Source organism: Enterococcus sp. DIV0691 (genome assembly GCF_051711145.1).
Classification (GTDB): domain Bacteria; phylum Bacillota; class Bacilli; order Lactobacillales; family Enterococcaceae; genus Enterococcus_B; species Enterococcus_B hirae.
The window spans coordinates 672,739-696,127 of the sequence record NZ_JBIOLY010000001.1 but is presented as its reverse complement, the minus strand read 5'-3'; the positions used below and the strand labels follow the sequence as shown (position 1 = coordinate 696,127).

The 23,389-nt window shown below is 37.0% G+C and carries 24 protein-coding genes; 7 read left to right on the top strand and 17 right to left on the bottom strand.

Features of this window, described 5'->3' with window-relative positions; genetic code table 11:
- The first annotated feature begins 36 nt into the window (after positions 1-36).
- Both IGJ11_RS03115 and IGJ11_RS03110 read left to right on the top strand, forming a co-directional pair.
- On the top strand, positions 37-789 hold the full coding sequence (locus IGJ11_RS03115) for an exodeoxyribonuclease III (protein WP_094940460.1): 753 nt from the start codon (positions 37-39) through the stop codon (positions 787-789).
- Between the two features lie 191 nt (positions 790-980).
- Positions 981-1,514, top strand: a complete 534-nt coding sequence (locus IGJ11_RS03110; RefSeq protein WP_010719861.1) for a 3'-5' exonuclease — start codon at positions 981-983, stop codon at positions 1,512-1,514.
- A gap of 165 nt (positions 1,515-1,679) precedes the next feature.
- Here IGJ11_RS03110 and IGJ11_RS03105 read toward each other — a convergent pair whose 3' ends face one another.
- The 4 genes from IGJ11_RS03105 to IGJ11_RS03090 all read right to left on the bottom strand — a co-directional run bounded on the left by IGJ11_RS03105 (position 1,680) and on the right by IGJ11_RS03090 (position 4,741).
- Positions 1,680-2,204, bottom strand: a complete 525-nt coding sequence (locus IGJ11_RS03105; protein WP_063626699.1) for a GNAT family N-acetyltransferase — start codon at positions 2,202-2,204, stop codon at positions 1,680-1,682.
- Entirely contained in the window at positions 2,197-2,670 is a 474-nt protein-coding gene (tsaE, locus tag IGJ11_RS03100) for a tRNA (adenosine(37)-N6)-threonylcarbamoyltransferase complex ATPase subunit type 1 TsaE (protein ID WP_251849251.1), read from the bottom strand. Before tsaE ends, IGJ11_RS03105 begins: the two co-directional genes overlap by 8 nt.
- A gap of 257 nt (positions 2,671-2,927) precedes the next feature.
- The gene (pta, locus tag IGJ11_RS03095; RefSeq protein ID WP_010719866.1) at positions 2,928-3,908 is read right to left on the bottom strand and encodes a phosphate acetyltransferase; all 981 of its coding nucleotides are present in this window, start codon (positions 3,906-3,908) and stop codon (positions 2,928-2,930) included.
- A 152-nt stretch (positions 3,909-4,060) separates the two neighbouring features.
- On the bottom strand, positions 4,061-4,741 hold the full coding sequence (locus tag IGJ11_RS03090) for a uracil-DNA glycosylase (RefSeq protein WP_010719867.1): 681 nt from the start codon (positions 4,739-4,741) through the stop codon (positions 4,061-4,063).
- 124 nt (positions 4,742-4,865) lie between these two features.
- Between IGJ11_RS03090 and IGJ11_RS03085 the strand changes: the two genes are divergently transcribed.
- Entirely contained in the window at positions 4,866-5,735 is an 870-nt protein-coding gene (locus tag IGJ11_RS03085) for a Cof-type HAD-IIB family hydrolase (RefSeq protein ID WP_207433029.1), read from the top strand.
- Positions 5,736-5,758: 23 nt separating this feature from the next.
- The gene (locus IGJ11_RS03080) at positions 5,759-6,274 is read left to right on the top strand and encodes an LURP-one-related/scramblase family protein (protein ID WP_010719869.1); all 516 of its coding nucleotides are present in this window, start codon (positions 5,759-5,761) and stop codon (positions 6,272-6,274) included.
- A 152-nt stretch (positions 6,275-6,426) separates the two neighbouring features.
- Here IGJ11_RS03080 and IGJ11_RS03075 read toward each other — a convergent pair whose 3' ends face one another.
- The 5 genes from IGJ11_RS03075 to gloA2 form a co-directional block, all read right to left on the bottom strand.
- A complete protein-coding gene (locus tag IGJ11_RS03075; protein ID WP_251849252.1) occupies positions 6,427-8,298 on the bottom strand; it encodes a collagen-binding domain-containing protein in 1,872 nt (623 codons plus the stop codon).
- Between the two features lie 287 nt (positions 8,299-8,585).
- Positions 8,586-9,149 carry a GNAT family N-acetyltransferase gene (locus tag IGJ11_RS03070; RefSeq protein ID WP_010719873.1) on the bottom strand — a complete coding sequence of 188 codons (564 nt, stop codon included), beginning with the start codon at positions 9,147-9,149 and terminating at the stop codon, positions 8,586-8,588.
- Between the two features lie 52 nt (positions 9,150-9,201).
- Positions 9,202-9,381, bottom strand: a complete 180-nt coding sequence (locus tag IGJ11_RS03065) for a hypothetical protein (RefSeq protein ID WP_010738307.1) — start codon at positions 9,379-9,381, stop codon at positions 9,202-9,204.
- Positions 9,382-9,458: 77 nt separating this feature from the next.
- Complete coding sequence (locus IGJ11_RS03060; RefSeq protein WP_010719875.1) at positions 9,459-9,977, bottom strand: hypothetical protein; 519 nt, start codon at positions 9,975-9,977, stop codon at positions 9,459-9,461.
- A 92-nt stretch (positions 9,978-10,069) separates the two neighbouring features.
- A complete protein-coding gene (gene gloA2 / locus IGJ11_RS03055; protein WP_207433027.1) occupies positions 10,070-10,450 on the bottom strand; it encodes an SMU1112c/YaeR family gloxylase I-like metalloprotein in 381 nt (126 codons plus the stop codon).
- Between the two features lie 285 nt (positions 10,451-10,735).
- On the opposite strand from gloA2, the gene pnuC reads away from it, so the two are divergent.
- Positions 10,736-11,494, top strand: a complete 759-nt coding sequence (gene pnuC, locus IGJ11_RS03050) for a nicotinamide riboside transporter PnuC (protein WP_010738309.1) — start codon at positions 10,736-10,738, stop codon at positions 11,492-11,494.
- Positions 11,495-11,647: 153 nt separating this feature from the next.
- On the opposite strand, the gene IGJ11_RS03045 is transcribed toward pnuC, so the two are convergent.
- The 4 genes from IGJ11_RS03045 to IGJ11_RS03030 form a co-directional block, all read right to left on the bottom strand.
- Positions 11,648-12,943 (bottom strand): hypothetical protein, encoded by a 1,296-nt coding sequence (locus IGJ11_RS03045; protein WP_207433026.1) that lies wholly within the window; start codon positions 12,941-12,943, stop codon positions 11,648-11,650.
- A 90-nt stretch (positions 12,944-13,033) separates the two neighbouring features.
- Positions 13,034-13,678, bottom strand: coding sequence for a pyroglutamyl-peptidase I (gene pcp / locus IGJ11_RS03040; RefSeq protein ID WP_207433025.1), 645 nt, complete (start codon positions 13,676-13,678; stop codon positions 13,034-13,036).
- 55 nt (positions 13,679-13,733) lie between these two features.
- A complete protein-coding gene (locus tag IGJ11_RS03035) occupies positions 13,734-14,678 on the bottom strand; it encodes a DUF979 domain-containing protein (protein ID WP_207433022.1) in 945 nt (314 codons plus the stop codon).
- A 1-nt stretch (position 14,679) separates the two neighbouring features.
- A complete protein-coding gene (locus IGJ11_RS03030; protein ID WP_010719881.1) occupies positions 14,680-15,366 on the bottom strand; it encodes a DUF969 domain-containing protein in 687 nt (228 codons plus the stop codon).
- Between the two features lie 471 nt (positions 15,367-15,837).
- Between IGJ11_RS03030 and IGJ11_RS03025 the strand changes: the two genes are divergently transcribed.
- Positions 15,838-16,158, top strand: a complete 321-nt coding sequence (locus IGJ11_RS03025) for a DMT family transporter (RefSeq protein ID WP_010719882.1) — start codon at positions 15,838-15,840, stop codon at positions 16,156-16,158.
- A gap of 162 nt (positions 16,159-16,320) precedes the next feature.
- Here IGJ11_RS03025 and IGJ11_RS03020 read toward each other — a convergent pair whose 3' ends face one another.
- Positions 16,321-17,745 carry a basic amino acid/polyamine antiporter gene (locus IGJ11_RS03020; protein ID WP_010738312.1) on the bottom strand — a complete coding sequence of 475 codons (1,425 nt, stop codon included), beginning with the start codon at positions 17,743-17,745 and terminating at the stop codon, positions 16,321-16,323.
- 208 nt (positions 17,746-17,953) lie between these two features.
- On the opposite strand from IGJ11_RS03020, the gene nrdI reads away from it, so the two are divergent.
- Complete coding sequence (gene nrdI, locus IGJ11_RS03015) at positions 17,954-18,403, top strand: class Ib ribonucleoside-diphosphate reductase assembly flavoprotein NrdI (RefSeq protein WP_010719884.1); 450 nt, start codon at positions 17,954-17,956, stop codon at positions 18,401-18,403.
- A 687-nt stretch (positions 18,404-19,090) separates the two neighbouring features.
- Here nrdI and IGJ11_RS03010 read toward each other — a convergent pair.
- From IGJ11_RS03010 to IGJ11_RS03000, 3 genes are read right to left on the bottom strand one after another with little or no spacing between them, the layout of a single operon-like run.
- On the bottom strand, positions 19,091-21,079 hold the full coding sequence (locus IGJ11_RS03010) for a glucose PTS transporter subunit IIA (RefSeq protein WP_438772323.1): 1,989 nt from the start codon (positions 21,077-21,079) through the stop codon (positions 19,091-19,093).
- A gap of 13 nt (positions 21,080-21,092) precedes the next feature.
- Positions 21,093-21,989 (bottom strand): N-acetylmuramic acid 6-phosphate etherase, encoded by an 897-nt coding sequence (gene murQ / locus IGJ11_RS03005; protein ID WP_010738315.1) that lies wholly within the window; start codon positions 21,987-21,989, stop codon positions 21,093-21,095.
- Positions 21,976-23,052 (bottom strand): DUF871 domain-containing protein, encoded by a 1,077-nt coding sequence (locus IGJ11_RS03000; protein WP_010719888.1) that lies wholly within the window; start codon positions 23,050-23,052, stop codon positions 21,976-21,978. The genes murQ and IGJ11_RS03000 overlap by 14 nt, the downstream gene beginning before the upstream one ends.
- Between the last annotated feature and the right edge of the window lie 337 nt (positions 23,053-23,389).

Sequence of the window (23,389 nt, the reverse complement as noted above, 5' to 3'; positions counted from 1 at the left end):
CTAATCTAAGATCCAAAAGAAAGGATGCGTATTTAATTGAAATTTATCTCCTGGAATGTGAATGGCCTACGTGCAATCGTCAATAAAAATTTTTTAGACGTCTTTAATGAATTAGATGCCGACTTTTTCTGTCTTCAAGAAACCAAACTACAAGCCGGTCAAATCGAATTAGACTTACCTGGCTATCATCAATATTGGAATTATGCAGAAAGAAAAGGCTATTCAGGCACAGCGATCTTTGCCAAAGAACCCGCACTAAATGTCTCTTATGGAATGGGCATTGATTTACATGATCAAGAAGGACGTTTGATCACACTTGAATACCCTGAATTCTTTCTAGTTACTTGTTATACACCTAATTCCCAAAATGAATTAAAACGCTTGGACTACCGTTTACAATGGGAAGAAGCCTTTTACCATTACTTAGAAGAACTAAAAAAACAAAAACCAGTCATTGTGTGTGGCGACTTAAACGTTGCCCACCAGGAAATTGATTTAAAAAATTGGAAAACCAATCAAAAAAATGCTGGCTTTACGATGGAAGAACGAACTGCCTTCTCACACTTGTTAGCAAATGGCTTTATTGATACCTTCCGCTATTTCTATCCTGAACAAACTGGTATTTATTCTTGGTGGAGTTATCGTTTCAATGCTAGAAAAAACAACGCAGGTTGGCGTATCGACTATTTCTTAACTAGTGACGAGTTGAAGCCACGCTTGATAGATGCAAAAATCCATACCTCGATTATGGGAAGCGATCATTGTCCCGTAGAACTAGACTTGAAATAATCTCATTGTTAGCCATCGTCATCCTAGGCAGGGCTGAATATTTTTATTAAAGAGAATGAAGAAAGATCAGCAAAGATGCTTCTTTTTTGAGCGTGGTCTTTCTTCATTTGATTGATTTTTTTTACATATCCATCACTTTCTTTTCTTCACTTTTTATGTTAGTGTTTATTTTTTAAGGAGGTTTTATGCACATGAATTTTGTTGCAATGGACTTTGAAACAGCCAACCATCAATCCCACAGTGCTTGTTCATTAGCATTGGTTATGGTCCAAAATAGCCAAATCGTTGATGAATATTACACACTCATCCAGCCAGAAACACCTTTTTTCTGGAGAAATGTTCAAATTCACGGTATTCATCAAGAAGATGTTCGTACCGCACCCAAATTTCCTGAAGTTTGGCAAACGATTCAACATTATTTCCAAAAAAACCGCTTAGTCGTCGCTCATAACGCAGCTTTTGATACGAAAGTTCTAGCTGGTTGTTTAGATTATTACAATTTGCTCCAACCTCATTATTTATCTTTATGTACGGTAAAAACCAGTCGTCGTTTATTTCCAGAGATGCCAAATCATCGATTGAATACTGTCTGTGAAAATTTAAATATCACTTTAGCGAATCACCATGATGCATTAGAAGACAGTCGTGCCTGTGCAGAGATTTTACTTTATCAAGAAAAACACTTTGGAACAGATCCTTTGAAAAAATTAGTTACCCTAAAATGAGCTACTAAAAAATAGGTAGACAAAAAATCCATGGTTGCTTTTTACAGGTAACCATGGATTTTTTGATCGCCTTTTCTAACCTTTTCAAGAACCTTTATCCCCTTCATTCCAACCATTCACCAATTTTTTCTGATTATTTGAAAAGATGTCCTCCTAAATCTAAGATCAGTCAATCAATAAAGACATCCTATAGACATCCAAAAAGTCCCCATCATCTGTTCGGGCCCCTCTTTTCATAAGCGCTTCGATTTCAAAACCCATTTTTTGATACAAGTGAACCGCTCGTTCATTTCGAGTTTGCACATCTAATTCCAGTCTAAAAAGTACACCATTTTCTTTCACCCAAATCAATACTTCTTCAAGCAACATCGTTCCTAATCCCAAACCCCAATAGTCCTTTAAGATGCTGATCCCAACCTCTCCCACATGAGAGATGCGGTATTGTTCGCCTGCTTTAACAGAAACAGCCCCGATGATTTTTTGACCCATACAAGCTAAGAGTAAAAGATTATTGTTGCTGTCTTGTAGATATTCGATGGATAAAGCTAAGGCTTCAGGTGTTAGCTCCATTCCTTGTTCATCCATAACCAAAAAGTCAGTCTCTTCCTCTACTTGTTGCATCATTGCTAATAATTCACTGGCATCATCTGGCTGAGCTTCTCGAATGGTCAATGAGATCTCTTCACTCATTGTTTTGTCTCCATTGTTCCATGATCCGTTGTTTGAAAGCTTCACTTTGCTCCCCATATGCTTGCAATTTCACATATCTATATTCTAAATCTGTATCACTTTTTTCTAAAATCAGTTCCAAATAGTCTTCTGGTAAGGCTTCTTCTAAAAGATTCCCCCATTCAATGACAGATAGACCCTCTCCTTCAAAATACTCATCTAAACCAAGATCCGCACCACTAGCTGCCACACGATAAATATCCATATGATAAAGTGGCAATCTACCTTGATCATATTCCCGAATAATTGTATAAGTGGGGCTCTTGATCATTTGTTCAATTCCTAATCCGCGAGCAATCCCTTTGGTCAGCGTTGTTTTTCCGGCTCCTAAGTCACCAGTTAATACTAAATTATCCCCAGGCAGTGCCACTTCACCGATGACTTTTGCCAATTCTTCTGTCTTATCTAAACCACTTAATTCAATCATTCTAACTTACTCCTTCATCTAGCCTTTTGTGACAGTATATCGTGGATGGAAAATTTTTTAAAGCAAAAAAAAGCTTGGGACAAAGGTCGTCCCGAGCTTTTTCATATGTGTCAAAATGAATAAATGTTTTTCAATCATCAGCTCCTTGCAATAAGTCTAAATTTTTCAAAACATGAAAAATGTTTCAAAAAATCAGCGCTTATACGCTCGGAGCCGATCGCTTCTTTCATGAACTCTTATTCATTGAGTCTTAGATCTTAGTCTAATAATGTTTGGGCTGCAGTAATGATCGCTAATTTATACACATCTTCTTCGTTTGCTCCACGAGATAAATCAGAAACTGGTTTATTCAATCCTTGTAAGATCGGTCCGATCGCTTCAAAATTACCAAAACGTTGAGCAATTTTGTAACCAATGTTTCCAGATTGCAATTCTGGGAAAACAAAGACAGTTGCTTGTCCAGCTACATCAGAATCAGGTGCTTTTAGTTGAGCCACTGAAGGAACATAAGAAGCATCAAATTGTAATTCGCCATCAATTACATATTGAGGCGCTAATTTTTTAGCAATTTTAGTTGCTTCGACCACTTTATCCACTTCTGGTGCTTTCGCAGATCCTTTAGTTGAAAAACTCATTAATGCTACTTTAGGATCAATATCGAATAATTCAGCAGTCTTTGCTGATTCTACAGCGATTTCTGCTAATTCTTGGGCATTGGGATTGACATTGATAGCACAATCTGAAAAGACATATTTTTCTTGGTCACGTCCACGTACCATGATCATCGCACCACTTGTTCGGCTGACGCCTGGTTTTGTTTTGATGATTTGTAACGCTGGACGAACAGTATCTCCAGTTGAGTGAATCGCACCAGAAACCATCCCGTCAGCAATTCCCATATATGTCAACATCGTACCAAAGTAATTGACATCTTTTAAGATGCTTTCTGCTTGTTCCTTGGATGCCTTTCCATTACGACGTTCCACAAAAGCTTCAACCATTTCATCCCATTTATCATAACGATTTGGATCAATGATCGTAAAACTTGAAGTTTTAATTCCACGAGCATGAGCAGCAGCTGTGATTTCTTCTTCGCTACCAATCAAAATAGGTTCCACTAATTCTTCCGCTTTCAAACGAGCTGCTGCACCTAAAATTCTTGCATCAGTTGCTTCAGGAAAAACGATTTTAATGCTGCGACGTACAATTTTGAATCTCAAACTATCAAACAATTCCACAAGATGACCTCCAGATATTTTCTATGTATCCATCATACACTATTCCCAAAAAAAAGAACAGTTTATTTTATCTGTATCAGTCAAAAAACCATTAGTAATGAAGTCTTTCACATAACATACAATCTGACATATAACAGGAAAACGCTGTCTTACTACACTGTTTCAGGTAATTGCCAATCGATCGGTGTTTCCCCTAATGCCATCAGTGCATCATTGGTCTTAGAAAAAGGTTTAGAGCCTAGGAATCCTCGATGAGCTGATAATGGACTAGGATGAGCAGATGTTAAAATGATATGCCGACTTTTATCAATCATTTTCATTTTTTCTTGAGCCGGTTTCCCCCATAAAATAAAAACGATTGGTTTTTCTCGTTCGTTTAATTTTTCAATGATTTTATCCGTCAATATTTCCCAACCTTTGCCACGATGTGAGTAAGCTTGACCTTCTCGGACCGTTAGTACCGTATTTAATAGTAAAACGCCTTGCTTAGCCCAAGAAACTAAATTGCCATGTTTGACCGGCGAAATACCTAAATCACTTTGCAATTCTTTATAGATATTGTTTAATGATGGTGGAATTTTAACCCCTGGTTGCACAGAAAAAGATAAGCCATGTGCTTGATTGACACCATGATAAGGGTCTTGACCTAAAATCACAACCTTTACTTTTTCGTAAGGAGTCAATTCCAACGCTTCATAAATATGATACATATCTGGATGAATTTTCTGAGTCGTATATTCTTTTTTTAAAAAGTTTCTTAACTTTTGGTAGTATTCTTTTTCAAACTCATCTGTTAAAATCGTTTGCCAACTGTTATGAATGATTTCTTTCAATCGTTCCACCTCCAACAATCAGGATAACTCACAAATTCTTTCTTAACAAGGGGCAATCTTCGCACGCAGTGTCATCTGGATATGGTAAACTAAGAAGAAGAGAAAGAAAGGAACGATGAGAGTTATGATCAAATTAATCGCATCAGATATGGACGGTACTTTATTAGATGCCCATATGAGTATATCACCCGAAAATGCCGAAGCGATCCGCTTTGCCAATGATGCAGGGATTGAATTTATGGTTGCGACTGGTCGCAATTATCAAGAAGCACGTGCGGCTTTAGATGAAGTTGGCATTGATTGTGCCATGATTACGCTAAATGGTGCGCAAGTTTTCGACAAAACAGGAAACTCCTTGTTCACTGTTCCAATACCGACTCTAAAAACTGCAACTGTCTTAGATATCCTTGATCAAAATGAGATTTATTATGAAGTATCGACCAATCGAGGGCTTTATTCTGAAAGCCAAGCCAAAAGAATTGAAAGCTTTGCCTCAATGATTGGTAGTCATCTCCCCCATTTAACATATAAAATGGCGATTGCGATGGCTTCAGCCAACCTTGAACTTTTGCATATCAATTATGTTGATAGTATTCGTGACTTGCTCCAAGACGAAACATTAGAGGTATTAAAAGTGATTTGTTTCCATACGGAAGGTCCGCGAGTATTGGGTCCAGTTGGAAAAGAAATCAGTGAACTGGGTGACTTAGCTGTTACTTCGTCTGGTCAAAACAATATCGAGGTCAATCACAAAAATGCCCAAAAAGGAATTGCTGTGGCTCATGTCGCACATGACCGAGGAATCGAATTAGACGATGTCATGGCGATTGGGGATAATTTTAATGACGTTAGTATGTTACAAGTGGCTGGTGTTAGTTTTGCGATGGGAAATGCTGAAATCGAAGTCAAAGATTACGCAAAATTTGTCACTGATACTAACCTGGATTCTGGGGTCGGCAAGGCAATCTTACGGGCAATTTCCGAAAATCTATAATTTTCGAGAAAAGAGGGAGAAAGATGTCAGAATTTTTCATTCAAGAAAAGCATCTCAGTCGTGTCACGAGGACTGTTGTTAAAAATGAATCTGGTAAATCCATCTTCTTAATGGTTGGTCGTTGGGGAACAAAAGGAGATGCTTTGTCTCTTTATGCAATGAACGGAAATCTTGTGGCACATATTAAACAAACGAGTCTAACTTTCGGAACCCGTTTTGAACTTTATAAGGATTTTAAAAAAGTAGGAACGATGCAAAAAATCTTTAACTGGCCCGGGGATTTTTACTATGTACGTCGTCTACATTGGACAGTTCAAGGAGATATCTATAACCATCAATATCAAATCCATCATTTTAATCAACGAATCATGAAAATGGATAAAGCAACGCTTTTTTCTGGAGATTATTATGTACTTGATATTCCAATGGAAGAAAATGCGCCTATCTGTATCTGTATCGCAGCTGTATTAGACTACTGGTTATACCGTAAAAACCATGACAAAGATACACCTCTTTCTTACCGATTAGACACAAATTAACTTGCTCCTTCTTATAATCAGAATAACTTCAAGAAAAAATAAGCCATCCTCTAGGAAACAAGACCCGCTAGTCAGAGCAAACGAACTTAGCAGATACGCTTCATGTAGGAAGGCTTATTTTTAGTTGGCTCAGTCAAGCACTTGATGAGCCTTTATTTATTCTTCTTATTATGCTTCTTTCTTCTCATAAATCCCACAATAACAACTAATACAATAATCATTCCACCAACAATTGCTAACCATTTATTGGAAGCACTATTTGTTTTTGGCAAAACTTGTGAATCTTGATCTTGAAAATCCATTGACCGAGATTCATCGGTTACGTTAGTTGTTTCATTTGTGGAACTGTTAAACTCATTTCTATCTAAATCAGTACCCTTCCCTTGTTGTGGGATAGTGCTATTCATTCCATTTGATTGATTAGTTTTATCATCATTATTAGGATACACCTGATTGGTATCCTCTCCGCTCATACTTGGATCAATATGAAATGGAGTTGGCGTGTCCGTATCACTATTACCATTTGTTGGGTTGCTACTGCTGTCACCACTTGTTGGGTTAGTACTACTGTCACTGCTTGTTGTGTCCGTACTACTGTCACTGCTTGTCGTATCGGTATCACTGTCACCACTTGTTGGGTTAGTGCTACTGTCACTGCTTGTCGTATCCGTACTACTATCACTGCTTGTCGTGTCCGTACTGCTGTCACTGCTTGTCGTATCGGTACTGCTGCCACTGCTTGTCGTATCGGTACTGCTGTCACTGCTTGTCGTGTCCGTACTGCTATCACTGCTTGTCGTATCGGTATCACTGTCACCACTTGTTGGGTTAGTACTACTGTCACTGCTTGTCGTGTCGGTATCACTGTCACCACTTGTTGGGTTAGTACTGCTATCACTGCTTGTCGTATCGGTATCACTGTCACCACTTGTTGGGTTAGTACTGCTATCACTACTTGTCGTATCCGTACTGCTATCACTGCTTGTTGTGTCGGTACTGCTGTCACTTGATCCAGAATTATCTGGATTATCAGCAAGGAAAATTTCGTTAGGGTCCCAACGATTGGTTGCTGCATTTAGCGTAACATTTTTTCCGATGATTGTTCCATCCATATTTTGATTGGCTGTGACATCTGCTCGTGGCGCAATAATGGTACCTTGAAAAGGTGCATTTATCGCCAAGTTCGTTACATTACTTGGGAAATTCCATGAAATATTTGCGTCAGAAAAATCTTCCGTTTCATGATTTGCTCGATTATTGTAATGAATTTGTGACTGGATCGTGAAATCAGTTGGTGCATTGATGACATTCATAACCAAAATTTTATTTTCAGAATTTACAATATTCAGTGGTGTATTCATTGATAACACTGAAGCATCCACATTGATGATTACAACATCTGAACTTCCCATTCCTGTTACATCAATCGTTCGATTATTCATATCAGGAAAATCACTTGAAAGATAGGTTTTAGCAGGAGTAATCGACATCAAACTTTCCGAAGCTCCTTCTAATTTTGCAAATTCCGTGTCAAAATCAATATAAGTATTCCCAGGTCGATCTTGATAAAGTTCTGAAGCAGATAAATGGTCGATCCTTGAGCCATTTACCACTGCCCGATCATTTTCGATCCCTGTACTAATTGAAGAACCTACAACAAATTTATTTACTCGGTTACTATCTCCCGAAGTAAAGGATGAGCCAATCAATGAATCAGTTGCTTGAACATAGTTAATTTCTAGTTGGAGGTCACCTGTGATGATATCTGTCCCAAAATTATTGTTTGCATCTAGCTCTTTTGTTGCAATATTACCATTTGTATGCGCGTTTATCGTCGTTTTTTCTTTTGCGAATATATGGAATTGAGAAGCAATCCCTAATATTCCATAATCACCAGTTAAATCATCATAGATGCTACCAGAATCTTGAGGCGTATAAGTTTCCGCTATTGCAGGTAGAGCAACAAAGAGATTTAAAAATAATAGCACAACACCAAATATATTCCCAATTTTACTTCTTAACATTTCAACGGTCCTTTCCTGTCTCCAAGCCCAGTGACGAGCGATAGAGCATATTTTAATACTTAAAAAAAGACCCGTCATTACAGAATAATTGAAAATAAATGAAAAATATTTTCATAAAAAAGAGATTATAACAACTATCATTTAATATATACAACTGAAATTTATGAAAAAAAAAACAAAAAAAGAGTGAAAAACCTTGTTTTCACTCAACATTTTATCAAATAATAGTTACAACAATTTAAATGTCTTTATTAAAAAATAATAAGTTTGGTTTAATTAAGAAACCATTAAATTTCCTTTTGCATGTGATCATAGAGATGATCACTGATTTTCCTTTTGCCTACTACTTTAAATCCGTGACGTTCATACAATCTTTTGGCGTTAGGATTTTGTTCATCTACACTTAAACCAATAACATTTCGCCCAGTTTTTTTAGCTAATTTAGGTAAAGCTTCAAGTAAGTGTGAACCTATTCCTTGTCCTCTAAAAGCTTCCGAAACGGAAATGGAATCCAAATACCATTCTTTAGGAAATGTTTCTTGATCTACAAATAATTGTTCCTTATCTGTAATTCCATGTTTTTCTAAAATTACTTCTAAGGGTTTATCGATAAATGGCTCTTCTTCATCTGTGTAGCCAAATGCTACACCAGCTATCTTGCCATCAATTTCTTCAACAATTCCTCTTGTATAACTGTAACGATAATCGGGATCCATAATGGCTTCTTCTAAGATTTCAATTGTTTTTTCTTTCCCATACTTTTGTAAAAAAGGTAATTCCATATCATTTAAAATAACTAAAATCAGCGGAGCAATCTCTTGAGCATCCTCTTTTTTTGCAAAACGAATCATTTCATTCTCTCCTTTTTTTCATTCTATCACTGAAAAATAAAGATCAAAAGAGTTATTTTAAATAATCCTCGATTTTTTGGGTAACAAAATAACCATGTGAAACGATGCGAGCAGCTTCTGTCCGGCAATAAGGACAAACGATCGGCATTTCTTTATCAACATGTTCAACTACATTGTTGACTTCTTCATAAGTAAACTTTTTCCCACAATTTGGGCATTTCATCTTTTCCATAGCAATGACTTCCTTTCTTTTTTACACATTTAGCTTACTCTTATATTGTAAAAAAGAAAAATGATAGCTATTGATTTTTAGGCACGAATCAACAAAACAGATTCTTCATTATCCTCTGCTAATTTGATCTCATAGTATAATTTGTCGCTTTTCATTAGCAAAACCCAACTTCTTACTTTAGCATTGCGCTTTCCACTTTGTTTAACAGCTTCTTTCATTGCCTTTTGAGGAGATTTGCTTGAGTAGATCTTTTTGATGTCAAAGAATGGTTGGTTTTCGGCTAATTTACTCGAACGAACAGCTGGCTTTCCGGTTGTAGGATTGACAACAAGCGTTTGCTCAGAATCTACGAAAAGATATTGAAAGGTATTGTTTGTTTGTTGTTGGACATCCTCTTTTGGTACAAACTGAACCATTTGAACTTTTGTTTTATTTGTTTCTTTTTTAAAGATTCCCACTGCTTTTTTCAGTGAGATTTGATATTCTTGTTCACTAATATCATCATAACGAAACGTAGCAGTCAATAATCCTAACGAAGCCGTTAGCCCAATAAGTATGAGAATAGCTGACCCAAATAAAATTTTTTTCATCTTCATCAGTGTCTCCCTTTTCCTTTTTTTACTAGCATATCAAGATTTTTTATTAAAAAAAATCGAATGACAGAAAGAAAAAGTGACAATTTTGTTACTTATTCATGTAATTCTAACGGCAAGCCATCTGGATCAAAGAAAAAAGTCATTTTTTTCCCAGTAAATGTATCGATTCGAATTGGCTCAGTTTCGATCCCTTTTAAACGAAGCTCTTCAATGACAGATTCAATCTGTTCCACTTTAAAAGCCAGATGTCTTAATCCACATGCTTCTGGATAACTTGGACGTTTAGGCGCATTAGCTACCCCGAATATTTCTAATTCAGCTGTTCCAAGCTTTAAATTTAATTTATAATCTTCTCTTTCCGCACGATAATTTTCACGGATTACTTCAAAGCCTAACTTATCAACGTAAAATTCCCGTGATTTTTGATAGTCAGATACAATAATTGCGACATGATGGATAGCAGATAAATTCATTTTTTTACTCCTTTAATCTTTTATTCTTTTTCATATTTTAACATTTTCTTTGGTCAAAAGTTTTTTATAAAGAAAAAAATGGAAAGTTCACCTACATCGGTTGACTTCCCATTCTTTCATCAATTCAATGTAAAGTTTTCATGTTTCCAGAAAACAAAGCAAAAAGTATCATAACACATATTATTTTAAATTGAAAGACTAGAAATATTTTTTGAAAGTAATACAATAGGTTGTGTCAACAAATCGAACACATACTATATTTAGTGTTTAAAGGAGCTTTTATCAATGATAAATTATTTTCGCTTTTTAGCACACCAACTCAAAGGTTGGCCTCAACAAAATTACTATCTTTTCTTTTTTAGTCTTGGGTGTCAGATTATGACCCTTGTGAATAGCCCTATTACTTGGTTAGCGGTGATCACTTTTATCGGTACTACACTTGGTGTCTTGTGTATCTTATCAATCAATGCAGCGAAATCTGTTAATGGTATTTTAGGAATTTTATCAGCTATTTGTTTCATCATCGTTGGTTTTTCTGCTAAAAATTACTTGAGTATCGGCGAACAAATCGCCTATATGATCACCTTAGATATCCCTGTTTTATTAAGTAAAGAATGGAATCATAACATGGCAGCAAAAATCCGTAAGTTCAATGGAAAAACATGGTTAGTCGCAATTTTTGCTACGATCCTGGTTTATGCTATTTCAGGTTTCTTGATTGGGCGCTTAACAGACGATCCACGTCCTTGGATCGATGCTATTGCCTTTTCAATCAGTTTGACAGCTGGTGTGATCAGTTTCTTGCGTTACAATAACCAATATTATTGGTGGTTGGCTTCAGGATTAGCACAGATGGTTCTGTGGTACATCTCATTTAGACATGGTTCAGCTAGTTTAGCTATGTTTGTCAATAGTTCCGTTTACCTATTGAATGATGTCTTGGCTTTCACAGTTTCTCCTTGGTATAACCAAAAAGAACGTGAACGAATGCTAAAAATGGAAAAAGAATATGATCAAGAGCATGAAAAGAGTGTGCTGATTTAAGACCGTGCCATGATCATTTTGATCTGAATATAATCGACAGACTTCTGGTAAAGCATGTTTCGATGTTCCCTTTTTCTTGGTACTTATCTAAATAAGCTAGCTGCCGCCAACAATTGATTGGTGGTAGCTAGCTTATTTTTACCCTATCGACTTTCACAATAGTCTTTTTAATAATTGCTTAGTTTTTGAACTTTCTGTTTGCAAAACTTTTTCTAATTGTTGGAAATATTGTAACGCATGTTGTTGTTCTTTCGATAAGGAATAGTCATTTTCATTTAGTTCTGTTAAAATGGTCATCACTTTTTTCGTTTTCAACTCAACAGCAATTTTATCCCATACTTCCTCGGTGACTACCTTTTTCTGTGACACATTTTCGTTGGCTATCACTGTTTGCTTCATTTCTTTTTCTTTTCGTAAGACCTTCAAGAAACCATTTCTCATGACTCTAGGAATACTATCAAAGAAGCCTTCTGTGAAACCATAACGACAATATTGCTGCCAGATGAAAAGATACACCTCGAATTGGATAAATCGCTGCTTGCGTGCATATTCAGTCATTTTACTCTGTTGTTCTGGAGTTTGTTGGCGTCCAGTTGCTCTTAATTGCTGGATAAATGTTTCAAAGAAGGTCAATGATAGTTGTTCACCCCCGTCAACAGCGATCAACGCCCAATCTTTTTGCAAAAAAGTTCGGTAATTCGTTAAAAAAGTCTCGACATCTTTCACTAATTCTTCTGAAAAATCTTCAAATAGTTCTTTCTTCCCACGAATTTTTTTAGGGGTTCCCTCTAATTGCGTTGCAATACGTGAGATCTCTTGTTTCAGCGCTTGATAATCAGCAAGATAAATTGGCATATCTGCTTCACGAAAATCCACAACCCTGGCAACTAGTTTTTGATCAGGCAAATAGGGATTTTTTAATTTTCGATTTTGGTAGAGCATAAAACAATATTCTTGCCATAAATCTTCTGGAAACGCCACGTTTTGCTGTTTCAGCCACAATAATTCGTCTAGTGCTAAATCGACTTTAGTCATTCCTTGATTGATAGATGTTGCGATTTGCGGGCTTACGTGTAAATGTTCAGCAAAGTGATTGATCCCTAAAGAAAGGCTCTTACCGGTCTTTGGTGAATGAACGATATATTGCACTTTTAATTCACGACCGCATTCGCAATATAATTTTTGTTGTCGCCGTTTGGTACGAAAAAAAGGATTGATTTTAAAATCGGAAAAGACCCAATCAGTCGCTGCTAAATAATTTTCTTCTATAAATTGGGAATTGATCAAGTAGCGTCGATGTTGATCAACTAATTGACGTTGTTTCGTCGTCAACTTTTCATAGATTTCCCAACGCTGATTACTTGTATACTGTTTTGATATCTTAATTGGATAGACTTGATTGATTTCTTTGGGATACCATTCTTTAAATACCTTTTGCCAGTCGTTCATTACTTATGTTTCCTTTCAAAAAAAGAATCGACTGGTCTGATTCGACCAGTCGACACAATGATTTGTTTTTCACTACATTATTTGTAAAAATTAGTGAGTTGTTCCTGCATTGCCAGCAATGTCATGATCATTTGTTACGGCTGCTTCTACTGCATAAGTCAAAGAAGCGGCAATATCATCTAATGACATTGATGGTGTGCCTACTGGACGATCAATCACTTGATCAGGTGAAAATGGCACATGGATAAATCCGCCACGAATCGTCGGGAATTTTGTCTCAATCAAGTGAAGCAAACGATACATGATGTCGTTGCAAACAAAGGTACCAGCTGTATACGAAATGTAAGCAGGTAATCCATGTTCATGGACATTTTTTGTCATTGCTTTAATCGGTAAAGAAGTGAAATAAGCAGCTGGTCCATCTGGTTCTAACGCTGTATCAAAAGGTTGGTTTCCTTCGTTGTCAGCAATTCTAGCTTCTGCTAAATTGATTGCTACTCGTTCGAATGAAACAGCTGAACGTCCACCAGCTTGTCCAACACAGATGACGATTTCCGGTTGATGTTCTGCGATTGCTTTTTCCACAACTTGGCTGCTTTTAGCAAAAACCGTTGGGACTTCCACTTTGATAATTTGTGCTCCAGCAATTTCATCAGGCATTTTTTTCACTGCTTCATAAGCAGGATTCACTTTATCTCCACCAAATGGATCAAAACCAGTTACTAGTACTTTCATTTTACATTCCTCCATTATTCTCAATATAAACTAACTATTATTATAGAGTTTTTTCTTATTTAAATAAAATCATATAAACGATTTGGAACACTAACATGAAGATCGCTACGAATAATTGGTTCTTGATTACGCCGTATTTATCTTTCATCTCTAACATTGCCACAGGCACGACATTGAAGTTTGCAGCCATCGGTGTTAACAAGGTTCCACAGAACCCACAGGTCAGAGCAACCATTCCCACTAGTGCTGGATTTGCGCCGTGACTGAATACAAACGGTGCACCGATCCCTACAGTCATTACCGTAATCGCTGCAAAGGCGTTCCCCATAATCACCGTGAAGATAACCATACCCAATGCATAGATTATAATACCGACATTCACATTACCTTCGGGAACGATTTGCCCGACTGCATTAGAAATAACTGTCCCTACTCCTGCACTTGTAAAAACCGCTCCTAATGATGCCAAGAGCATTGGTAACATACTTAAAGGTCCTACTGTTCCTAGCATATCCGCAGCATCATCTAAGAAAGTAGTTGGTCGATTGTCTCGTGAGAAGAACATCATGATCACCATTGCGGCAAAAACACCAACACCAACACCAACTAATGCGCCAAGCTTAGTAAAGAGTGCGAACAAGATTGCAAAGATCCCAATACTCAATGCCGGAATAAAGATTTTCATTCCTAATTTATCAGACATTTTTTCCATGTATTGTTTAGAAGGTAAGCGACTTTCTCCTTTGCTGACTTTCTTTGCAATCGCTGGAACTGTCATGGCAAAAATCAAAAGACCGTTGACGATCGCAGGTAACCATCTTCCACCAGCAATTACGATTCCTAATACTGTCCAGAAAAAAGCAGAACCGTATCGATGAGGATTCGTTTTATCTTTAATATTTCTGATTCCTGTATAAATCAGAACTAACCCCATGATGATATATAATATTTCTAATAATTTATCCCCTAATAAAATTTCAGGATCTGTAAAAAAGCTCATATTATTGCCCCTTTCCTGAATAATATTTTTTCGCTAATTTTTTCTCTCTTAAGTAGAAATAAATACTTGCAACAATCAGTGCAACGACAGCAACTGGTACTTCAACCAAAGCAAGTTGTCCTAGTGTCACTTCATAACCCAGACCTTTTAAAGTCGATTGAACTAACAACGCACCTGCTCCACCAACGAATAATACTTGTCCAAAGAACCAACAAATATTTTCCATCGCAGAAGACATGCCTTTTAGTTCTTCCTCATGTTGTGGATCAATTTCCAGGCCTTTTGATTCGACTGTTCCTAAAGCCATTGGCATGATGATTGGGCGGACAAAACCGGCAACTCCGCCAAAGCTGACATTGAACGCTGCAAAGATCATACGGAAGACCCCATAGATATCAATGATCATCCCAGCTGATACTTTCTTAAAGCGCTTAATAAGCGAAGCTGCTGATTCTTTCAAACCATTACGTTCCAGTGTACCTGTTGCCAACATAATAATGATAAAAATAGCCATTCCTCGATTATTGACAAAACTTGTTCCTAAAGTTTCTAACATTCCTTCAATTCCTAAACCGCCTGTCAATGCGGTGACAATCAGTGCGACCATTACGATCAAAATTGAATCTAATTTTAGTGCAAAACCGATAATGACGATCAAGACACCTAAAAGACTAAGATAGTTCTCCATTTGACTTCCTCCTTAAAATTACAAGATATTTTTTTATTATAAATCAAAAAGCCATGAAAATATAGATAAAATCCAATTATCTCATTGTATTTTTTAAAAATTCAGTCAATTCAATAAAAAAATTAGAAAAATCACTTACGATTGAAACAACTCGTTTACAGTTCAAATTTTTTGAGATCTTATTTTTGTTAACTAACAAATGAACAAAAAACAAACAAAAACGTGCTTCATTATCTAAAATAACACTTTAACGTAGGTGTTTTCCTCCAAAAAACGACTTCTAAATCGAATGGCCGATTCAAATTGGTTCACGTTTTAGCTTATCACTACCCTTATTTTTTATTCTGTGTTATCCTTTCAATTAACAAAATAATGACACAACTATCGCCGGGTAGTATTAAGAGGATAAGCATTCCATTAGGTCTTTGGAGGAATGCTACTCCTCTTTTTTGTGTAAATGGAGTGATTAATATGGCATGGTTTGAATTAATCTTAGCGGGAATCTTGGAAGTTTTTTGGTCTACGATGATGAAATGGAGTGATGGTTTTTCTAAATTGAATTATTCTTTCTACACAGTCATTGGCATGATCGCCAGCTTTTATCTCTTATCAAAGGCGATCAAACAGTTACCAATGAGTTTATCCTATCCTATTTGGACCGGAATCGGTGCCGTTGGTTCAGTGATCATTGGTGTCGTCTTGTTTCATGATAAACTGACATTAGCCACTTGGTTTTTCGTTGGCTTATTATTGATTAGTCTGGTCGGAATCAAAATAACCAGTGGACATTGATCCTACATTATCAGGAATGGTTGATCAGACCAAAACAATAGTAGGTGCATGAACACATCAAAAAAAGCCAGATAACCGGTTTTGCTAACGATTCTTTTATTAGAATCATGAATTACCGTTTATTTGGCTTTTTTAATGACTTAATTTAACATATTTGTGTATTTAAACATGTAAAACGCCTGTAGCAAATAGAATCATTGCTGTTAGTCCGATCATTGTGACACCGACTAATAAAAATTTATCTAAGTGAAGATGAGGGATTGGCTCATTTTGTTCTTTCCGGGCTCTTAAATAAAAGAAGATCCCAGGTAAGAAGAGTACTAACACTAACATCACTTCATTGAAAGCAACCACGAGCATTGCCCAGACTTGAAATGCACTGGCTAAAAAGCCGATAAAGAATTGCCCCCATTCTTTTCTTTGATAAGATAGTTTCATCTGATAAAGACCTAAGAATAACCAAGTAAAGAATATCGCTGCTGTCCCAAGTGTGTAAGCAAAATTATACGCACTATCCGTGAACAATAAAGAAAGTAAGAAAACATTAGTACAAATCGTCGTTAAGACAATAGCATATGTTGGCGCACCTTTTTTATTGACTTGACCCCAGCGTTTCGGTAATAAGTTAGCATCTGCCATATTCCTCATGGTTTCAATCGGTAAAATCGTCCAAGATAACCAGACACCGACAAGCGAAATGATCAAACCACCGTTGATCAAGATTGCTCCCCATTTTCCTACCATCATTTCAAACACATAGCCCATCGCTGGCTGTGTTTGGATTCCTTGCAATTCTTTCATTGACATTGTCCCATAAGGTAACATCGAAACTAAAACATAAATGATGATTAAACCAAAAATACCAAGGATCGTTGCTTTCCCTACATCTGATTTTTTCTTTGCACGAGAACCAACCACAGAAGCTCCTTCGATCCCAACAAACACCCATAACATCACCATGATACAGCTCAATATCTGACTAGAAAATGGCACGGGCTGGCCATTCGCACTCAATATGATATCACTAGAAAAATTATCGATAAATTGTTGCAGTGAAAAGGTACTGATTGCTACAACAATAAATAAAAATAGTGGGACAAGTTTACAGATCGTTACAATAGCGTTCACATAACTTGCATTTTCGACCCCACGATTGACTAGCCAAGCATATCCCCATAAAAACAAAGTGCTCATAACGATCGAAGCGATATTCTGACCTCCGTCGAATACTGGGAAAAAGTAACCTAAAGCACTCATTAGCAACGTAGCAAAGGCTACGTTCCCCAACCAACAAGTAAGCCAATAACCCCAACCACTGATAAATCCAGCAAAACGTCCGAAACCAGCTTCTGCATAGCTGAAAATACCACCTTCCAGCTCTGGACGTTTTTTATTGATATTATTGATTGATAACGAGAGCATCAACATAGCTGTTCCAACTAGTACCCAACTAAAAATAGCTGGGGCACCAGCCGATCCGGAGATGTCCGTCATAATACCAAATACGCCACCTCCTATCGCTGACCCAATCACTAAGGCCGCTAGTGGAAACAACCCTATTCCTTTGTTCTGTTGCTCTGTATCCATTTTAAGCATCCTCCAAAATAAACCGCTTTTACCAAAAGTATAACAAATCTTCACCTGTTTTACTTTATTCATAAAAATTCTAATAGAAATATAATTGTAACTATTTTTTTCTAATTATACAAGAATCTTGCATATTCATTTAGGGAAAACCTTTTCCAAAAATTGATAAAAAAATGCTATACTGGAGACAAGAATTGGAGGAAATGTAATGAACATTCTATATATATCGATCTCTGGAAACACACGAGCTTTCGCTAAAAAACTTGCTGAATATGCTGCGAACCAACATGAGTTAAATCCTCAATTACCAGAAATCACGCTAAAAGAAATTCATGAAAATAGTGACTTTCAACAAGAGAGTGAACCTTTCTTCACTTTTGTACCCACTTACTTAGATGGAGGAAATGGGTTAGATAACGGTGATACAGAAATTTTAACAGAAACCATGCGTGAATATCTGGAATACGAAGACAATCATACGCTTTGTCTGGGTGTCGTAGGGAGTGGAAACAAAAATTTTAATAATCAATATTGCTTAACAGCTAAACAATACGCCAGCCAATTTGGCTTCCCTTTCCTCGCCGACTATGAATTACGGGGAACCCCAGCAGATGTTGAGCGAGTATATCAAAAGTTAGTCGAAACAGCTAACCAATAATTTCTAAAAAATTCGATCAAAACAGAGAATAGAGAGGAAACTTAGTTGGTAAGTTTCCTCTCTATTTTTCTTTTTTAGGCTTTATACTCATTCAGTAATCCAAAAGTTGGAAAGCTACAGACCCCAATTTTTTAAAAACATTAATAGGAAACCTTAATGTTCTGTTTAATAAATCGGATCAACATGCTCAACGTTATGATATGAAACTGACATCAAAGCAAAAAAGATTCAACTATCAAATAAAGTTTTATAAAAACAATAATGTTGTACAAGAGATTCAGATTTCAAAAGTAAATAAGGTAACTATAGACAAAGAGGAATTCATGATTGGAAAAGAGAAAGAAAACGAACTAGATAGTTTGAAAAATCATTTATTACTTGTTGCTAAATAGATAGGCGATGTTGGGACAATCATCTACCAAAAATGAAATAAGCCTGATTTTACTTTTAGTACATACCATCAAAATCGGGCTTATTTTACTATTCTAGCCACTTTGTCTTCGTGTATTTCTTCTAATTTCTCCAATTGAACTTTTAGCTTGGTTCACCAGTGATTTATCGTCTTAAATGAATCAAACTGTTTCTCTTACAATTATTTTTCCCTCTTATTAATCATAGAAAAGAGCCTGAGACCGCACTTGGTCCCAGGCTCGAATTTTCTCTATTCTTTATCTGCTTTTACTTCGTTCAATTTTTTGTAGCTTCAACAGTCATGACCTTCGCTTTGGCTTTTGTCTCACCTGTTTTTTCTAAAACGAAATTTTTTACTTTCTCCATATTGGTAATTAAAACCATCATCGAAGTTTCTTTACCGGCAGCTTTGATTGCTGCTAAATCGACTTGAGCAACAAGTGTATCGGGTGTCATCAGCTGACCTTCTGTTACCTTCACCTCAAATGGTGCACCACCAAGGTCAACTGTATTGATCCCCATATGGAGTAACACTTCTAATCCGTTAGCGGTTGTGATGCCAATCGCGTGTTTAGTGGGGAACACTGAACTGATCGTTCCACTTACTGGTGAATAGATCTGACCATTGATTGGCTCAACAAAGTAACCTTCTCCCATCATTTTTTGAGCAAATACGGGATCACTTGCCTTTTCAAGTGATTCAACTACTCCATCAGCTACAGCAGCTAATGAAATTTCACTTGTGCTGACTGCTCCTGTATTTTCCGTCATTGGTGTCATTTCAGTTGTTGTTTCTTCAGCTAATTCTTCTTTCTCCAATTGCTCTTTAGGAATACCAAAGAAGAATGTTGCTAGGAAACCACCTGCGTAAGCAGCGAGTAACCCTAAGACATACCCTAACCATTTTCCATCTGAAATCAATGGGATCAAAGCAGCACCAGAAGGCCCGATCGCAATAGCACCTACATTTCCAATCATCCCAACAACAGCACCACCAATACCACCACCGATACAAGCGGTAATGAACGGACGTCCTAACGGCAGTGTCACACCGTAGATTAATGGTTCACCGATTCCTAAGATTCCTACGGGTAACGCACCTTTGATCATTTCAGTCAATTCTTTATCTTTTTTACAACGAACCCACAATGCTAATGCTGCTCCGACTTGTCCGGCACCAGCCATCGCTAAAATAGGTAATAATAGTGTTTTTCCTGTTTCATCAATCATTTGGACATGGATCGGTGTTAAGATTTGATGCAATCCGAACATAACCATCGGTAAGAATAGTGTCCCCAAGACAAATCCTGAAAAGGCACCACCTACACCTAATACCCAGTTGATTCCGCCAACCATTCCATCTGAGATGAAACCAGCGAGTGGCATGATGAAGAAAATTTCGACTAAGCCAATAGCAATCAATGATAATGTAGGGGTAACAATAATATCAATGGAATCTGGTACAACTTTATGCAATTTCTTTTCAACGATTGCTAATAACCAGACAGCAAAAATAACTCCTAAAATCCCACCTTGACCTGCAGCTAATGCTTCACCAGTGAATAAGTTTTTAAGTGGCGCTTCTGGATTCATGCCTGTTAATAAGACTACCGCACCGATAACACCACCAAGAGTTGGTGTTGCACCAAAAACTTGAGCTGCATTGATCCCTGTATAAATCACTAAGAAACTGAACATACCATTTTTTAGAATGTTCATGATATCAATGTATTGTTGCCAAGTTGCTGCATCTAATGTACCCGCTGTCACTAAGTTTGCTAGTACCGCAGCAATCCCTGCCACAATCCCAGTACCGACAAATGCTGGAATCATAGGGACGAAAATGTTCGAAATATCTTTCAAGATTGATTTGATTTTTGATGGTTTTTGTTTATTTTTTTGAGCAGCTTTCATCGCTTGCGCTCTCTCATTTACCAAATCTTTTCCTGAGGCTGACGACTTATCAGAAGCTCTATTTCCTGAAGAAATCTGTTCTCCTAATTTTACACCTGCTTGATCTACCATCGTTTGTGCTACTTTGTTCACTTTACCAGGACCGATGATCACTTGCAGTTGTTCGTCCTCAACAACGCCTAATACACCAGGTATCGCTTTCAATTTTGCAACATCGACAAGCTCATCATTAATGATCTTCATTCGAACACGGGTCATGCAGTGGACAATGCTTTCGACATTGCCCATTCCGCCTACACCAGCATAGATCCGCGTTGCTAATTCTTCTAAAGTCAATTCATTTTTAGCCATTGGTTCTTCCCCCTCATAAGGTTCCTTTTACAAAGCCGTTTGCTTCAACTAATTTTTCTTCTGCTGTCGCTTTATCACTATTGGTTAAAATCATCACGATCGCTAATTTCACATTTTTATCTGCTTCATTAAAATACTTCTCAGCGGTTTGATAGTCAACCTCTGTTGCTTGCATAATGATTCGTTTTGAACGCTCAATCAATTTTTCGTTGGTCGGTTTCACATCGACCATCAAGTTATTGAATACTTTGCCAATCCCGATCATACTAATTGTTGAGATCATATTCAAAATCAATTTTTGTGCTGTACCAGATTTTAGGCGAGTTGAACCGGTTAGAAACTCAGGTCCTGCATCAACTTCGATCGGATAATCGGCATGTTGACTGATTTCAGCATTTTTATTACAAGAAATTGTAGCAGTAGTCGCACCGATTGTACGAGCATAATCTAAACCGCCAATCACATACGGTGTACGACCACTTGCGGCAATCCCGATGACCATATCATTTTCAGTTAATCCTAAGTTTACTAAATCTTCTTTCCCTAACTCTAAAGAGTCTTCTGCTCCTTCAACCGCAACTGTCATGGCTGCTTCACCACCAGCAATCAAGCCAATGACCATCTCAGGTTCTACACCAAATGTTGGTACACACTCTGCAGCATCTAGCACACCTAAACGGCCACTTGTACCGGCACCCATGTAGATCAATCGACCACCTTGTTGGAAAGATTTAATCGTCTGTTGGATCACTGGTTCGATGCTAGCCAATTCTTTTGAAACGGCTTCGGCTACTTTATGATCTTCTTGGTTCATTAGCTGAACTGCTTGGGTAACACTCATTTCATCAAGTCCAAATGTTTGTTGATTTCGTCGCTCTGTTGTTAGATTTTCTAAATTAATTTGCTTCATTTGTTTTTCCTTCTCTTCTAATTATTTTAAAATTTACCCCTGCACGGATTTGCTCAAGTAGCGGTAACTCGGCTTCGCTTATTTGAGCGACTCGATTCACTTTTTCATCTGCTGGTAAATCCTTTTTAGTAATTTGAATCTCCCCCATGTAACGAAGATATCGTTCATTATCTAAAGTAATCGTTCCTTTTGCTCGTTCTTTCGTATCACGAGGAGGAATTTGAGGGATGTTTCTAAACCGTGCATCCGCACTGCGGATAACATCTCTTGCCTCATCTTGCCGATTCATATGGTTTCCTAAAATATACTCGTAAAACTGGGCATCAATTACTTCAGCATGTAGTAAAATTGTTTGTTCTCTTTGATACATGGCAAATTGTTCTTGAACTTCTTCTGAAAGTCCGCCATCACCGATATAAATCAAATCTGTATCGCATGACATCAAATCTAGCGCAGCAGCTAAAGGATGGACATGTCGATGACTTTCTAAAGTAGGTAAACCTTGATATAACGGACCACGTAAGGCTTCGTCCCCTGCCACAAAACCTTGGATTGTAAAGCCTTGTTCTTTTAGCCAATGATTTTTTTCTTGATACCATTTCCGATCTAATCCAGTTTCGGGACGCGGATAGTAATTATGCCATGCTTCAAGTTGAGAAAAATCTGCATTAGCGACTTGTAATTCTGTGACATCTTGTGGAGTGATCGTGCTGGCGTTTAAACTGATTTTGATTTGATGGCTCCAATTCGCAATTTGTTCATTTGAAAGATGATAATCCATTCGTAACCCAGTAACACCAATCTTTTTTAATGGCTCTAAATCTGCCATCGAAAACCCAGCATGTTTTAAAGCATCTCCAGAAATATCTACCATTAGATCCAATTGATTTTCTTTGGCACATTCGCCTAGTTCTGTTAACCGTTTTTTATATAAACTAGCATCATCTTCAGGAATATGCATAGAAGTAAATATCCCATCAAACCCATTCTTTGCCATCTTTTGGATATAAGCTTTTTTTTCTATCGTTAAAGCTTCATTCATAAAGATCGAAAAACCAAACATCTGTCTCCCCCTCACGCGATGTATCCGTATTCATTTCTATGAACAGAGTATACCTCTTGTGAAATAAAATTTCAACATTTTTATAAAAATAAATTAATTTTATTTCTAAAAGCGTTTTCGTTGATTGATAATGATAGGCGATTTCAAAGATTAATGGCTAATTATATAACTAAAGAAAGAACGACACACCGACTAAAAAGTGTTTCATGCGCTGAATGACAGAACAAAAATACGCATCAATCATTGGTTCATTCTGACCTCTATTTGATTTTATACAACTCATCAGTCCTTATTGACAAAAAGCCACGTAAATAAACGGAAGAATGACAAAAATAGC